A 15,619-nucleotide genomic window follows, 5' to 3' on the forward strand; every position below is an offset into this window, starting at 1 on the left:
CACTCTTAGCATTTCATTAAGTGAAGCGATTAATCTCCTTAGTTCTTCGTACAGTACCCCGCCCCGTTTTACAACGGGTTAGTTATATTCCCCTGAAAATCACTGCTTTTTTCTTACGTGGAAACGACAAGGAATGTCCCGTTTGTGGCAAAACCTTTCGTCGTTTCTTACCCTACGGACGTTTACAGTCGAGAGCCAACGCTCTGTGCCCTAATTGTCTGGCTCTGGAGCGGCACCGACTCATGTATCTGTTCCTAAAAGAAAGAACCGATTTTTTCCAGGGAAAAAAGAAAGTACTTCACGTAGCTCCGGAACATTGCTTCATGGAACGTTTCGAGAAAATACACGGAGATGGTTATATCACAGCGGATATTGAAAGTCCGCTGGCGAAGGTAAAAATGGATATTCACCAGATACCTTTCCCTGATAACACCTTCGATGTGGCCTTCTGTAACCACGTTCTCGAACACGTTGACGATTACCATCAGGCCACTCGGGAATTGCACCGGGTGCTGAAACCCGGCGGTTGGGCCATTATTCAATCGCCGCAGGACTGGTCTAAGCCTCATACCTTCGAAGATCCGACGATTACCGATCCTAAAGAACGCGAGCGTATTTTTTGGCAAAATGACCACCTCCGGCTCTTCGGACAAGATTATGGTCAGGAGTTAGCCAAAGGTGGTTTTAACGTTCGCGAGGATCGCTTTGTGCTGGAAATGCCCCGCGAAAAAGTGGAACGTTATGCCCTGCCCAGCAAGGAGATTATTTACTACTGCCAAAAATAGTGTCTAAGCCATCAGGTGGTTTTGGCAGACTGTTGATGATCGAACCGTGATTAGCAAGTAATATCTCACTGCTTCTTCATCCTGTCATTTTTTACCAGAACGCGAAAATCAATTAAACGCATGAAATATCACCCCATTCCGAACAAGCTATTTATCCGTAATCGCCATCGTTTAAGTAACCTGCTCAAACCCAAATCTATTGCTATTTTTCACTCCAACGACATTCTGCCGACCAATGCCGATGGAACGCTACGTCTGCGTCAAAATAGCGACCTCTTTTATCTCTCAGGTATTGATCAGGAAGAAAGCATTGTGGTATTATTCCCCGATGCTCCCGATGAAAAACACCGTGAAATTCTCTTCCTGAGAGAAACCAACGAGCACATTGCCGTTTGGGAAGGATATAAATACACGAAAGAACACGCTCGGGAAGTATCTGGTATTCAGACCGTTTACTGGACTCGTCAGTTTGATACGATTATTCGTACCCTAATTTTTGAAGCCGAGCATATTTATCTGAATGCCAATGAACATACTCGGGCAGACATCGTAGTGGAAACTCGTGAGGCTCGATTTGTACAAAAATATCAGTCACTGTATCCTCTTCATAAATTCGAGCGTCTGGCTCCGTTGATGCATAACCTTCGGGCCATTAAGCAGGAAGAAGAACTTCCGCTGCTTCAGGAAGCCATGCGAATTACCGAAGATGGCTTCCGTCGTTTGCTTTCCTTTGTGAAGCCCGGTGTGTGGGAATTTGAAATTGAAGCCGAATTATTACACGAATTCGTTCGTCAGCGGTCCAAAGGCTTTGCTTACGAGCCTATTATTGCTTCAGGAGCGAATGCCTGTGTACTTCACTACCTGGCTAACGATCAGCAATGTAAAGCGGGTGAGGTTATCCTACTAGACGTGGCTGCCGAATACGCGAATTACAATGCCGATTTAACGCGTTCCATTCCGGTTTCGGGTCGTTATACACCCCGCCAGCGTCAGGTATACGATGCTGTTCATCGCGTCATGAAAGAAGCCACAGCGATGCTTGTGCCCGGAAACCTCTGGGATGAATATCACTACGAAGTAGGTAAAATCATGGAAAGCGAGCTGAAAGGTCTGGGCCTGATCAGTCAGCATGACATTGACAATCAGGACCCTGATTGGCCGGCTTACAAAAAATACTTCATGCACGGCACCTCTCACTTCCTGGGCCTTGACGTACACGATGTAGGCAGTAAATACCGTCGCTTCGAACCCGGAATGGTCTTTACCTGCGAACCAGGCATTTACATTCCCGAAGAAGGACTAGGCATCCGTCTGGAAAACAACATTCTGATTACGGAAGGCGGCAACATCGACATGATGGCCTCCATCCCAGTAGATGCCGACGAAATCGAAACGCTGATGAATGCGTAGATTAGTTTTTCTGTTTACAGTTTTCCATTTTAATTCAAAAAAAGACTCTGGCTCGTTCGTGGCCAGGGTCTTTTTTTTAGATCGGTTTGTTCGCAACTGTGTTGCGGATACCGGAGAGGAAGAATTGGTTTTGAAATATACAGGCCTGCCACCTGCTGGGTCTGTTTTATTTGTTATTGCTGTCATTCAATGAATATACTGATAAATGGGTATTGTAAATGAATGAAATTTAGAATTGATTTGGCAGTATAAAATGCACCATTAGATTTTAAAGTACGATAGCGTAGTCCATCAAAATTTCAATTATAAAACTTATAAGTACATCACAGTTAAACTCTTTGCCCTTTCGGATTTACAATCCGAAAGCATTCTGTCTAGAATTTTTAATGCTACTCGGCTAGCATAATTCTGTGCATTTCAAGTACTATTCAGTGAGCTTAGCATTGAATACCATTTCTTGTTTGAATTAAGGGTAATTATCTTTTATCATTCAATAAATATTAAATTTATGATAGCCAAAAACAAAGATTTAATATCCCAAGTATTACTATTTATTTTATCAGGATTTTTCATATTCGTTGGGATTAATTTAATTTATATATCTCAGAAAATTTATGAAACTTCTTTACAAGAAGCACTTGCTTTAAATCCACCTGCATTAGATAAAGTTTGTACTGAATGCATAAAAGATGGTTATTCACAAGCACTTTTATTTTTTGCGTTGGCTTTAGGTATCTTACTGATTATAGCATTACTTCCACGCCTGCAGAGTATAGGATTTGGAGGATTTAGTATTTCATTAAATTTACTAAAATCTGACGTAGAAAACTTAAAAGCACAAACTAATTTATTACAGGAACAATCAGCTGATACAGGAGGAGGAGGAAAAGTAACTATTGAAAATATTAAAGAAGTTAAAAGTAAAGTTCTTAAAAATAAAATAGTTGATTTAAAATCTAAAACTAACCCTGATGATCCTCAGAAAGGCAAATGGGGTGGCTTACCAGAAGTAAATGGAAGAAAGCTTAGTGCTATTATTCAACCATCTTATATTCCGTCTTTCTACATTGTAGTTCTAACTGTTGAAGCTACTGACAAAAATAACCCTTTGATAGGCAATGTTCAGTTTCACCTTCACCCCAGTTTCAAGAATCAAGACCCTATCATTTCTGTAGTAAATGGGAAAGCTGAATTACGTTTAAATTGGGTTTATGGAGCTTTTACTGTTGGTGCTGAAGCAGACGATAGCAAAACAAAGCTTGAACTCGATTTAACGACAGTACCGGGTATAACTGATGAATTTAAGAATGGATAGAGTATTTAAATACTTAAAAATATCATCCTTACTAAAAAAATAACCGACTTATTATAATTGATTAATGAATTATTTTCATCTGCATATTTTTCCATACAAAATAAATTCACTAAAATTTAAACAAATATTAAACTCTAATAATCAATCTAATGGCATTAATTAAAGGAACAACTCTAGTTGACGAATGTAAAGTAGACAACTCCGATAATCCTATTATAGTTTCATTATTTATAGGATTTGGACAACCTGCTTTTATTGAAATTAAGCTTGGACAAGTAATGATAGCAGAATATAATAACCGTAATGATCCTCCAAGCACAGAAATTGGGACTAACAAGTCGGTAGTAGGACAAAAACTACGTATTACTGTACGCGTAGAAGACAAAAATGAAAATTCTGACGAATCAAGTGTAGGCTTAACTATTGAAGGAGTTCCTACAACGCTTAACCATAAACTTATTTGGCAAATTACGCCAAGTGGAGGAACAGCTCAGTACCTAATTGATATTTTCTTCGGTTTTTAAACTATTTAAACAGATGAAAAAGTTAAGAGCCTTACGTAATACACTATTTTTATGTTTTATCGCAACTATCACTAGTTTGGCTCAATTCTCTGACCCTAAATTAAATTTAAACTTACTCAGAGGGCCAGTATCTCCAGCGGCTAATCTTTTAGGTATATCACCAAGTGATGTACAACGCCCGACGGATTTACCAGCATTTATGGTGTCAGCTCAGAACTCTACAAATAATTTCAGTACAATTCCTGATAATATCGCAGTTGATATAACACCTTTTTGGCTTTTTGGTAAAAAAGGTGAAAAGGTATCATTTAGTGATTTCAACTCTAATAAAAATAGCCTTATTCAAACTCTTACCATTTCTTCTTCAATAAGAAATTGGAAGAGTAAAAGTAACATTGATTCTACTTCTCAATTAGGATTCGGATTCAGATTTTCATTATTTAGAGGTTCATTCGTTGACAATGACTTAGATGAACTATTTGAAGCCTTAAAAGGTCAACAAACTATATTTAATGATGAATTAACTAAACTAGAAACTGCTCATGCTAGGTATGCTAAAGTTCAAGTCGAAATTGCTAGATTGGATAAAATATCAGACAAGTCAGATTCTGAGAAATCTGAACGAAATTCACTTATTAACGAAGCCCAACAAATAACAAGCACACTAAAAATTGAAGCAGATAAAAAGACGCAAGAAAGAATTGAAAGAGAGAAAAAATTGATTGAAAATAAACCATTGCAAAGATCAGGGTTTAAACTTGATTTCGCGGGTGGTTTAGCTTGGGATTTTGAAGGATCTAAATTCTCAAACGGGAAAATGTTTAAATCAGGTACATGGCTGACAGGTGGCTATCAAGTGAACGACGGTCAGGCTTTTTTTGCTGTATGGCGGATATTGTTTAATCCAGACAAAACTATTGTTGAACCACAAGGAACACTATCTAAGACTGATATAACAACTTTTGATACTGGCTTTCAATATAGTTATCAGAAGCCAGGTAGTGCATTTAGTTTAAGTACGGAGTTTATATACAGGTCAATAATAAACAATAATACAGTACCAAGTACATACCGATGGACGTCTAATTTAAACTACATTTTTGCTAAAAATACAGTTATAACTTTAGCATTAGGTAAAGATTTCGACAATACTTTCAAGAATGATGGAAACTTCATTGGGTTAATAAATTTAATTAAAGGGTTTGGATCACAAAGAACTCTTGAGTAAAATACATTCCTATTGTACTTGCATGAAGAGCTAATTTACCATTTTTTTTCAATTTGTAAACCAGCTCTTTCGGATTGTAAATCCGAAAACCTTCTGTGCAGGATTAAAAATCCTGCACAGCCCATTCATATGATATACATTTTTTAGATCAACTTGAATTGCTTCAATTAACTGACTGTCAGAACATAAAAAGATGTTCTTATTATTCGGACAGCTTTTAGAAAAGATGATGTATGCTTTACTAAAATGAGTACTCCATCGTTGAAGTAAACAGGAAATTAAAAATTGTAGATTCCTTATCAGTATCAACACCATCTACATAGTATTCACCTAACCCACTCAAAAGCGTTTCTAATCCTACGTTAGTAGAATCTAAGGAAGATTCTACTAATTCTCTTGGTCGTGATATAAAAGTGTAAATGCATTATATTTGAGAATGGTATACGAATCAATTTCATGTAAGCATTGTGGAGATATTGAATTAGTTAAGCGACACGGAATAACCCCCGGAGGTAAGCCACGATACCGTTGCTATAAATGTGGCGACCGTCGCACGGGAAGACGTTTGTTAAAAGTTATGTCAATCGAGGTCATGAGCGAGCGGTTCAAGATAAAATTGTGGAAATGGCATTGAATGGTAACGGTGTACGAGAAACGGGGCGGGTACTTGGTATAAGTTCCACAGTGGAACTGCAATGACTGTTGCTAAATATTTGAAAAAAAAGTAGCGGCCGCCGCTGCGGTTACGTCGTTAGTTGTAATCCAGAATATCAATCAAAAACGATTAACCATCTCATTTTAAAGGTGGATGAGAGGTGGCCACCATGGAATGGAGTTATGCAGGCAAAAAGAAAAATCCGCGTTGGCTGTGACGGTCGGCCGCTGCCGTGGGCAGAGGATGCCTCTACCGGTAAAATTGTTGCTTTTACATCGATTCGGCGTTTCGATTGGAAGACGTACTAATGCCACATTTAAAAAACTTTTATTACTTCTAGAACAATCTCAATTGAGCGTTAGAAAATGGATAACAGATGCGTGGCGACCGTCGCTACGGTGGGCTTATCTAGATTGCCTAGATCAAAACACAAGAGTTATCGATAAAGCACAAATGCAATCCATTGAAAGAAAACACCTTACGCTTCGTTCTCGAATAAAAAGGTTAGCTCGTAAAACTATTGCATTTTCTAAATCTCAATTTATGCATGATGCGGTGATTGGCTTATTTATTAATCGATTCTTTTTTGGTTTACACTTTTAGAGCACTACCATTCTCTTATCCAGCTAACGCTACTATTTAATTCGTCCAGATTATCTCTTTTGATTAGCTTTTGATGAGCTTTTCCAGGTTGCCAAAATACGATACTATAAAATGGAGCAGCAACGCTGACTAGTAGATCAAAGTGTTCTTTTTCATGACCACATTCTGAAATGATGGTCGCTGTGTAACACCTATTTGAACCCATGGTTCCATCAAATACAAAATTTATCCGTGTACGGATTATTGCCAGTAGGTTAGACCACTTCATGAAATCTTGCATTAACTTATCTGTCACCCGTTTGTTAAACAGAAGCATTTTTTCAGACAGGTAATATTCCTCCTGAAAGCTGTATACTCCTTTCGGAATAGTTTGTTCTATAATAGAGATGATTTCTTTTTTGTGATCCATTTTAATGACAATTATAAGCATCAAATAGGCCAGCGTATTTGCCTCTGCTCTTTCGGATTTACAATCCGAAAGCCGTCTGTCCGGGATTTGCAATCCCACCCTTTCACTGCCCAAGCTTCGCCTTTAAATCTGCAATTTCATCCAGCAGAAAATTCATTTTATCGTGTAAACGCTGAATTTCGATTTCTGCTTTTAGATTAGTGGCGTAATCGTTCCTGGCCCGTTGCCGATCTTTGGCCTCCTGTCGGTTCTGACTCATCATGATAATCGGAGCCTGAATGGCCGCTACGCAGGAAAGGATGAGATTTAACAGGATAAATGGGTAAGGGTCAAAGGGTTTCTGTAGAATAAAGTAGAGGCTGTTGATCGCAATCCAGATGATGAGGAAGGCCATGAAACTGAGAATAAACTTCCAGCTTCCCCCAAATTCCGCTACCCCATCGGCCATGCGATTACCGAAACTAGGCTGCTCGTCTGCCTCCGTTTCCGAAATTTTCTGCGTGATTAAAGTCTCATCGACAATCGTTTCCCTTACCCAGGAATGTACCTGCTGCAAGGTCTGATCCGAGCTTTCGAGTTCCGTTTCCACTTTTTTTCAAGTGAGCCAGCTTTCTGAACTTATGTGAGTCATTCATCATTTTTAACGTTACTAAATCGTTATAATAATTTATTTTATAAATTGACCATCATTACCATTAACTTTTCCAGTTCACGAGTGGAACTGCCGAAGTTTAAATCATACTGCTGAATATTGAAGGCAAATGCGTAAAGCTGCCCGTTTTTTCCATTGAAGTAGCCCGCAAAAGCCCGGGTCCCTCCGATACTTCCACTCTTAGCTCTGACATTACCGGCTGCTTTTGTACCCCTACCCATGTTCTTAACCGTTCCATTTTTCCCCAACACAGCAATGGTCGAATAGAAAGCCGGAAAGTAAGATTCCCGGGCGGCTACGGCCAGGATATCTGTCATCGTGTCGAGTGTAAGCACACTTTGGGGCGACAGTCCGCTTCCATCTTTAATCCGAAACCCAGCCAGACTTACGCGTTTCGATGTCCAGATTTTTTCCAGAGCTTTTACCCCATCCTGCGTCGTATTTCCGTAATTCAACGCCACTCCAATGGTTTTCAGAAAAGCTTCGGCGTAGAGGTTAATACTTTGGAAATTACATTCGGTTGCCAGGTCTTTTAAGGTGGGTGATTGAACTTTTGCCAGCGTATCCCGAAAAGCTAAGGCCTGATTTCTTCTCAAAAAATCGAAAGACGTTTGCGAGGTATCGCCCATCGTAATGCCATTTTCCAGTAATACTTGCTGCAAAGCGGTGGCCGTGAACAAACTGGGATTAGCCAAACTTCCCTGTACCCCGAATTCCGCCGGACCCTGGGGTACGTATCCTTCCAGGAAATACTGAGACCCCAGCGGCGTTGAATAGATAGTGACCTGATCGCCCGACCGGGGACCATCGGTTTTCACGCGGTTAATCAAGGTATAACCGGGCAAGGCAGGTTCCGTACGAATCAAGCCTGCTGGATCATCAAGCTGAGTACCGGGTTTAAAAACAGCTCGGAATTTATTCTCGTTCATGTTGAGTCCACTAACTCCAGCTCCGTAATAGTTACCCAAATCCTCCCAGGGCCAGCCGCCGGGGATACTATTTTCGTCAAAAACACTACCGTCTCCGATAACGCGACCCGTCATATGACGTATTTTTTTATCTCGCAAAGCCGTCGCCCAGCTTTTTAATAAGGTGGGTAAGGTCGGTGTTGATTTAAAACGACCACTGCCCAGTGAAGGATCGCCCGAACCCCGAATCCACAGGTTACCAAACAGGGTATCATTTCGAATAACTCCGTCTGTCTCAAGCGTCGTGATATACGTAAAGTTCTGATTCAATACGGCCAGAGCTGTTGCGGTGGTAATCAGCTTCATAGTTGAGGCCGGAGGCACCGATTTCCGATGGTGGAAAGCCAATACCGTTTGCCCGGTTTTCACGGACTTGATGCAGGCCGAAACGCTTCCATGTTGCATAAAAAAGCTGTTTTGCAAAGAGTCTAATCGGCGAATCAGAGCCTCCTGGGCCAACGTGTCAATGTTTTGAGCAAACGAGGAAGAAGCAAAAAAGACGGAAATAATCAGGAAATAGATGCGGTTCATTCGGGTTTGGATATACTGAGGATGCTCAAGTTCGGGTTTCTTTTGGTAGATTTGCCTGATTTGCTAGTCACTAACCATAAGCCACTGGTGTAGCCCGACGCGAATTTACACCGCTTTTCCGCCTGATTACGGGGCTGTGCCCTTCTGAATCGAATATTCTATTCTTCAGGCAGCAAAGTGGAAATCTCTTCTCGACAAACGACCCTTCGATTTTAGGTGTACCTAATAGAACCGGCCTTTCGACTAGAGTGCTTGGGCTATAGTGGCTTTGAAGATATACAATGAAACTAACTTTTTGGGGTGCTGCCCGGCAGGTCACGGGTAGTATGTATTTGCTGGAGCTGGCGAATAATTACCGGATTCTAGTGGATTGCGGCACCAACATGAGTCGCAGCGTGGAGGAAGAAGAAGAGCCAAAAGCATTATTTCCGTTTGATGTTACGACGATTAACCTGGTTTTGCTAACGCATGCCCACATTGACCATTCCGGTAACATTCCCAACCTCTACCGCGATGGCTACGAAGGACAAGTGCTCTGCACCTCCCCTAGTTATGATCTGACCCGGCTGTTATTACTGGATGCCGCCCATCTGAACCAGAAACGATTAACCCGGGCTACCGGCGATTCCAACAAGAAAAGGAAACGCATGGCCCGGATTGAGAAGAAAGGCGACATCTATCTGGATAAGCACGTCGATGACTCGCTGGAAAACTTTGTTCCGATTGCCTTCAATCAGAAATTTCAGGTTCAGGAAGGCCTATGGATTACCTTTATTCCGGCAGGTCACTTATTAGGGGCTGCTCATATTGTGCTGGAAATTACTGAAAACGGAGAAACGAAAACCCTCTGCTTTTCGGGCGATTTGGGTCGTAAAAACTATCCGCTTCACAGCGAGCCTTTTCCCGTACCACAGGTAGATTACCTGATTTGCGAAAGTACGTATGGAGCCCGTCTGCACGAAGACACCCGCTCGCCAGAGGAAGCTTTGGCGGATGTTATTCGCAGAACCTGCATTAACATTCCCGGTCGGCTGATTATTCCAGCCTTCTCGGTGGGCCGAACGCAGGCGTTGCTGTTTACGCTCAACCGCTTATACTCAGAGCAAGGTTTCAAACCCATTCGGGTGTTCAGTGATAGTCCGCTGGCTCATTCCACGACGAAAGTCTACGAACGCAATATTAAATACCTGAATCAGGAAGCAAAGGATTTCAAGGAAAAGCATGGTCGGTTATTTGATTTCAAGAACCTTACTTTCGTTGAAAGCGAAAAAGCCAGCCGGGCCATCTCCAACCATAACGAACCCTGCATCATCATTTCGGCTTCAGGGATGGTTTCTGGCGGTCGCGTCGAACAGCACGTGGCAGCTAACATTGGAAACCCGTACTGTACCATTCTTTTAGTAGGTTATGCCGCTGAAGATACCCTGGGCTGGCGACTACTGAATGGTCAGAATACTTTGCGTGTCAAAGACGTAGAACATACGGTACAGGCAAAGATTGAAAAAATCGATGTCTTTAGTGGTCACGGCGATCAGAAGGATCTGGTGAATTTTGTTAAATACCAGTCTCCGACGCGATTAAAGCGTATCTTCCTGATTCACGGGGAAGAAAAATCCATGCAGACCTTCGCTAATTTACTGAACGACGAAGGGTATGCAAACGTGGAAATTCCGCTTAAAGGGCAGAGTTACGATTTATAATAACTTCGTAATGAGCCACCCATTCAACCGCAAATCCGTTAAAACTAGGTAGCTAAACGTCAAAAGAACTGCGATCACCCGCTTTTCTTATTACTTTTGCACCGCCCTAACCATTTTTGGTACGTAGCCCCTGGCTAACGAATAGGAACCCAGAAACTTGTTTATGCGAACTTTACTCGACTTTGAACGGCCCATAGCCGAACTGGAATCCCGGATTGAGGAAATGAAACGGCTGGCCGCCGAAAAAAATCTAGACGTTTCTTCGGCCACCACGGTATTAGAAAACCAACTAGTAGATCTTAAAAAAGAGACGTTCCGTAACCTGACTCGCTGGCAGCGGGTCCAAGTTTCACGTCACCCCGATCGCCCTTATACACAGGATTATATCCACCGCATCTGCACGGACTTCATTGAAATTCACGGAGATCGCCAGGTAGCTGACGATAAAGCCATCGTCGGTGGTTTTGCCACTCTGGATGGGCAGCCCGTCATGATCATTGGTCAGCAAAAAGGCCGTAATACCAAAGAACGTCAGTTCCGTAACTTCGGAATGCCCAACCCTGAGGGTTACCGCAAAGCCCTTCGCCTGATGAAAATGGCGGAGAAATTCAATGTTCCTATTGTTACGTTGATTGATACGCCCGGTGCATTTCCCGGCTTGGAAGCGGAAGAACGCGGTCAGGGAGAAGCCATCGCTCGTAACTTACGGGAAATGTTCATGCTGAAAGTTCCCGTGATCTGTGTCATCATCGGTGAAGGTGCGTCTGGTGGTGCTTTAGGGATTGCCATTGGCGATCAGGTATTAATGCTGGAAAACACCTGGTATTCTGTTATTTCACCCGAATCCTGCTCTTCTATTCTCTGGAGAAGCTGGGATTACAAAGAACAGGCAGCCGAAGCTCTTAAGTTAACGGCAACGGACATGAGTAATAATGGTCTGATTGATGGAATCATTCCTGAACCACTGGGAGGAGCTCACCTCGACCACGACCGAATGGCTGAAATTCTCAAGAATGAATTACTTACCCGTATTCATAACTTGTTAGCCCTGTCTCCCGAAGAACGCATCGATCAACGAATCGAGAAGTTCTCGAAAATGGGCGTTTTTTCAGAATAATACGAATGGTTTCGGGTTGCGGCTCGAAACCATTTTTCCTTCATAACCTATCTTATGATCAAGAATATTATCTTCGATATGGGGAATGTCATTATTGATATTGACGTTCCGCTGACTTACCGGGCTTTTGCTCAAATGGCTAATCTTTCGGAAGAAGAAGCTACCCGACTTTTTCACGAAAAAGCTTTCTTTCATCAATTTGAAATTGGAAAAGTAAACGAAGCCGATTTTCGTAATTCGCTCCGCAATGAATTTAACGGAAGCTGGACGGACGAAGAAATCGATAAAGCCTGGTGTGCTTTATTACTCGAAATGCCCGTAGAACGTCTGGCACGTATTCAGGAACTGGCTAAAAAATACCGCGTTTTTCTACTGAGTAACACTAATTCCATCCATGTAACGGAGATTCTGAAGCGTGCCGATTCGCTTGGGTACGATTTTATGAGTCTTTTTGAGAAACCTTTTTTGTCCTACGAAATGGGTTTCATGAAACCAGATCCCGAATTTTACCGACAGGCTCTGCGGGAAGGTGGCGGATTATTACCGGAAGAAACCCTCTTCATTGATGACAACGCCGATAATATTGAAGCGGCTGCCACCGTTGGCATACAAACGATCTGGTTGAATCCCATTGGCAGTGTTCTGGATAAATTGCTGGATTACTAGCCATTTATTCATTCAGCCCACACTTAAGAAAACGTATATCTATGAGCCGCACCCGGCGTCGACTATTCATTCAGATACTCTTATTCGTAGTAACCCTCGTTACCACCACTATCGCCGGAGCCGAGTGGATGCACGGTACTTCCTTGTTTTATGCGAATCCGCCACTCACGTTTACGCAGGTTTTAGAGGGATTATACTTTTCCGTTCCTTTTCTGCTGGTCTTAACGTTTCATGAATTTGGTCACTATTTCACGGCTCGCTACAATAAGGTAAAAGTTACCCTACCTTTTTATATTCCACTCTGGTTTGGCCCTTTTACCACCATGGGCACCATGGGGGCCTTTATTCAGCTTAGAAGCCGGGTCAAGACCAACCAGCAATACTTTGATATTGGCATTGCTGGTCCACTGGCGGGTTTTTTCGTTGCCCTGGGCCTACTTTGGTACGGGTTTACGCACTTACCGCCCGCAGATTATATCTTCACCATTCACCCCGAGTGGAAAGCCCTGGGTAATCAATATCCGCAGCACGTCTATACCGAAGAAGCTCTGGCCGGACGCGGAGCTGTCAAACTGGGCGATAACTTATTATTCTGGTTTTTCGAGAAATTTGTTGCCACCGGACCCGTTCCTTCTCCGTACGACATGGCGAATTATCCCTTTCTGTTTGCGGGGTATTTGTCACTCTTTTTCACGGCTCTCAACCTTTTCCCAATCGGTCAGTTAGACGGCGGGCACATTCTGTATGGATTAGTAGGTCGTCGCTGGCATCGTATTATTTCGCCCATCATCTTTGTGGCTTTTCTGTTTTACGCGGGCCTCGGTTGGTTTAAATATCAGGACTTTAACCAGAGTAATACTGACGAGTTTCTCATTCAGGCGGGTTATCTGGCAGCATATATTGGCCTGAATTTCATGGCCATGAGCCGCCTGCATCCCGATCGCTGGACGGTGGCTGCTCTGGCTTTGGGCATGGTACTGATGCAATTGGTGATTAGTTATTTTTTTCCAGCCGTTGAAGGTTACCGTGGATTTTTGCTTTTTGCGGTCATGCTGGGACGTTTTCTGGGGGTTTACCATCCGCCAGCGGAAATCGAAGTACCCATTGGCTGGAAACGTCAGTTACTCGGCTGGTTTTCTTTACTGGTTTTTGTACTTTGCTTTAGTCCGAAACCATTCATCATGTTTGAGTAAGTCCTGAAGCCCTGTTTTCCAAAACTGTAAACCGTACACTCTAAACTGAACACAAAAAATGTTTCGCTGGATTGCCGCTTCTCTATTTCGCTTAGCAGGCTGGAAGCTCGCAGGTCCCTATCCAACGAGTTTATCCAAATACGTGTTAATGGTAGCTCCCCACGCCACCTCTAAAGATTTTTTCGTCGGCGTTGGAGCTCGGGCCGCTATAGGTCACTGGATTTATTACCTGGGTAAGAAAGAGTTATTTAAACCTGCTCCGGTAGCCTGGTTTATGAAGGCCATGGGTGGTTATCCGGTTGATCGCGGCAAAACCAAAAACTTTGTAGATAGTGTGGTAGACCTGTTTAACAATCACCAGGAATTTCGCATTTGCGTTACTCCCGAAGGTACCCGTGGCGACGTTACGGAACTGAAAACGGGTTTTTATTATATGGCCTTAAAAGCTCAGGTTCCGATTATATTTTGTGCTTTTGATTACGCCAGAAAGCTGGTTTACTTCGGAGAACCTTTTCGCCCTACCGGCGACTGGAATCAGGATAAAGTCGAAATCGCCCGCTTCTTTAATACGGTGCAGGGAACGCGTAAATCCTGGATTCAGCATTACTTATCGGAGGCTTAGTCTACTCACTTCCCGAATGTTTAAACCCTTCGGGAAGTTCTATTCTAGCGTTACCATTACTTTTTCAAAGCCTTCACCATTAGCCCTCCGGTACGTTCGGAGGCTCCGGGTTGACCTATCAATTCCTGAAGTCGTTTGTATTCCTTGAGCATCGTTTGGCGGGATGCTCCTTCCAACGTCAGCTTTAATTCCTTCGCAATTCGTTCGGTATTAAATTCCTCCTGAATTAGCTCCTTTACTACTTCTTTATCCGCAATCAAATTCACCAAAGAGATAAATGGGACTTTGACTAATTGTTTGGCAATCAGGTAGGTTAAACTTCCTGCTTCATAACAAACCACTTCGGGAACATTGAACAAGGCCGTTTCCAGCGTAGCTGTCCCTGAGGTAACCAGAGCCGAATGAGCAACGGATAGTAGATCATATGAAGCATCCGTCACAAACGATAGGCCGGCTACATCCGTTGCGTATAACGCATCGGAAAGATTCGAAACTTTTCCGATTACGAACTGATACTGAGGAAACTGATTCCGTACGGACAACATTTTCGGTAACATCCGCTTCACTTCCTGCACCCGACTACCGGGTAGTATGGCCACGATCGGACGTTCGTCCAGTCCGTGTTTAGCTTTGAAAGCAGGATTGGGCTGAAACGAAGCAATGGCATCCAGCAAAGGATTGCCCACATAATCTACTTCATAATCAAACTTGCGGAAGAAATCGACTTCAAAGGGAAAGATGCAGAACATCCGATCCACTACCCGCTTGATTCTTAACGCTCGTTTCTGATTCCAGGCCCAGACTTTGGGCGAGATATAATAGAACGTGCGAATCTGGTGTTGTTTGGCGAAAGTCGCCATGCGAAGATTAAAGCCAGCGTAATCAATTAGAATCAGAACATCAGGACGAAACGCAAGTATATGCTGTTTGCACTCCTTCATCTGCCGTCGGATGGTTCCATAATTTTTGGCAACCTCCCAGAAACCCATGAACGCGGAGTCGCGGTAATGATGCAGTAGATGAGCTCCGGCTTCCTCCATTAACTCCCCCCCCCAACATTGAATCTCAGCCGAAGCGTCGTGCTGCAAAATGCCCTTGATGAGATTGGAACCATGTAAATCACCCGAACGCTCGCCGGCAATGAGAAAGTACTTCATGGGCTTAGTTTACTGTTTTCAGTCTGCAGTTTTCAGTTAAAATGGCATAAGCAAGTAAAAGCCCGTTACTCGAAATTGAAAACT

General features: G+C 42.8%; 16 protein-coding genes. 12 read left to right on the plus strand and 4 right to left on the minus strand.

Going from position 1 to position 15,619, the window contains the following annotated elements:
* The first annotated feature begins 20 nt into the window (after positions 1–20).
* From QE390_RS18610 to QE390_RS18635, 7 genes are all read left to right on the plus strand, one after another.
* Entirely contained in the window at positions 21–785 is a 765-nt protein-coding gene (locus QE390_RS18610; RefSeq protein ID WP_106638212.1) for a class I SAM-dependent methyltransferase, read from the plus strand.
* Positions 786–905: 120 nt separating this feature from the next.
* On the plus strand, positions 906–2,195 hold the full coding sequence (locus QE390_RS18615) for an aminopeptidase P N-terminal domain-containing protein (protein WP_307143278.1): 1,290 nt from the start codon (positions 906–908) through the stop codon (positions 2,193–2,195).
* Positions 2,196–2,703: 508 nt separating this feature from the next.
* The gene (locus QE390_RS18620; protein ID WP_307143279.1) at positions 2,704–3,510 is read left to right on the plus strand and encodes a pYEATS domain-containing protein; all 807 of its coding nucleotides are present in this window, start codon (positions 2,704–2,706) and stop codon (positions 3,508–3,510) included.
* 149 nt (positions 3,511–3,659) lie between these two features.
* Positions 3,660–4,034 (plus strand): hypothetical protein, encoded by a 375-nt coding sequence (locus tag QE390_RS18625; RefSeq protein ID WP_307143280.1) that lies wholly within the window; start codon positions 3,660–3,662, stop codon positions 4,032–4,034.
* 13 nt (positions 4,035–4,047) lie between these two features.
* On the plus strand, positions 4,048–5,262 hold the full coding sequence (locus tag QE390_RS18630) for a hypothetical protein (RefSeq protein ID WP_307143281.1): 1,215 nt from the start codon (positions 4,048–4,050) through the stop codon (positions 5,260–5,262).
* 537 nt (positions 5,263–5,799) lie between these two features.
* Positions 5,800–5,961, plus strand: coding sequence for an IS1-like element transposase (locus tag QE390_RS24785; protein WP_373424549.1), 162 nt, complete (start codon positions 5,800–5,802; stop codon positions 5,959–5,961).
* A gap of 199 nt (positions 5,962–6,160) precedes the next feature.
* Complete coding sequence (locus tag QE390_RS18635; RefSeq protein WP_307143282.1) at positions 6,161–6,520, plus strand: IS1 family transposase; 360 nt, start codon at positions 6,161–6,163, stop codon at positions 6,518–6,520.
* 4 nt (positions 6,521–6,524) lie between these two features.
* On the opposite strand, the gene QE390_RS18640 is transcribed toward QE390_RS18635, so the two are convergent.
* From QE390_RS18640 to dacB, 3 genes are all read right to left on the minus strand, one after another.
* Positions 6,525–6,929 (minus strand): hypothetical protein, encoded by a 405-nt coding sequence (locus QE390_RS18640; protein ID WP_307143283.1) that lies wholly within the window; start codon positions 6,927–6,929, stop codon positions 6,525–6,527.
* Positions 6,930–7,032: 103 nt separating this feature from the next.
* Complete coding sequence (locus QE390_RS18645) at positions 7,033–7,518, minus strand: DUF1003 domain-containing protein (RefSeq protein WP_307143284.1); 486 nt, start codon at positions 7,516–7,518, stop codon at positions 7,033–7,035.
* 83 nt (positions 7,519–7,601) lie between these two features.
* Positions 7,602–9,080, minus strand: coding sequence for a D-alanyl-D-alanine carboxypeptidase/D-alanyl-D-alanine-endopeptidase (gene dacB / locus QE390_RS18650; protein ID WP_307143285.1), 1,479 nt, complete (start codon positions 9,078–9,080; stop codon positions 7,602–7,604).
* A 281-nt stretch (positions 9,081–9,361) separates the two neighbouring features.
* Here dacB and QE390_RS18655 point away from each other — a divergent pair, with 281 nt between their 5' ends.
* The 5 genes from QE390_RS18655 to QE390_RS18675 all read left to right on the plus strand — a co-directional run bounded on the left by QE390_RS18655 (position 9,362) and on the right by QE390_RS18675 (position 14,378).
* Complete coding sequence (locus QE390_RS18655; RefSeq protein WP_106638218.1) at positions 9,362–10,780, plus strand: MBL fold metallo-hydrolase RNA specificity domain-containing protein; 1,419 nt, start codon at positions 9,362–9,364, stop codon at positions 10,778–10,780.
* A 163-nt stretch (positions 10,781–10,943) separates the two neighbouring features.
* Positions 10,944–11,897 carry an acetyl-CoA carboxylase carboxyltransferase subunit alpha gene (locus QE390_RS18660; RefSeq protein WP_106638219.1) on the plus strand — a complete coding sequence of 318 codons (954 nt, stop codon included), beginning with the start codon at positions 10,944–10,946 and terminating at the stop codon, positions 11,895–11,897.
* Positions 11,898–11,951: 54 nt separating this feature from the next.
* Positions 11,952–12,563: an HAD family phosphatase gene (locus QE390_RS18665; protein ID WP_307143286.1), complete on the plus strand. Its 612-nt coding sequence runs from the start codon at positions 11,952–11,954 to the stop codon at positions 12,561–12,563.
* A gap of 41 nt (positions 12,564–12,604) precedes the next feature.
* Entirely contained in the window at positions 12,605–13,756 is a 1,152-nt protein-coding gene (locus QE390_RS18670) for a site-2 protease family protein (protein ID WP_307143287.1), read from the plus strand.
* A 58-nt stretch (positions 13,757–13,814) separates the two neighbouring features.
* The gene (locus QE390_RS18675) at positions 13,815–14,378 is read left to right on the plus strand and encodes a 1-acyl-sn-glycerol-3-phosphate acyltransferase (RefSeq protein ID WP_307143288.1); all 564 of its coding nucleotides are present in this window, start codon (positions 13,815–13,817) and stop codon (positions 14,376–14,378) included.
* A gap of 56 nt (positions 14,379–14,434) precedes the next feature.
* Here QE390_RS18675 and lpxB read toward each other — a convergent pair whose 3' ends face one another.
* Positions 14,435–15,535, minus strand: coding sequence for a lipid-A-disaccharide synthase (gene lpxB, locus QE390_RS18680; RefSeq protein WP_307143289.1), 1,101 nt, complete (start codon positions 15,533–15,535; stop codon positions 14,435–14,437).
* Positions 15,536–15,619: the final 84 nt, after the last annotated feature.

This window comes from Siphonobacter sp. SORGH_AS_1065 (assembly GCF_030818595.1).
Lineage (GTDB): Bacteria > Bacteroidota > Bacteroidia > Cytophagales > Spirosomataceae > Siphonobacter.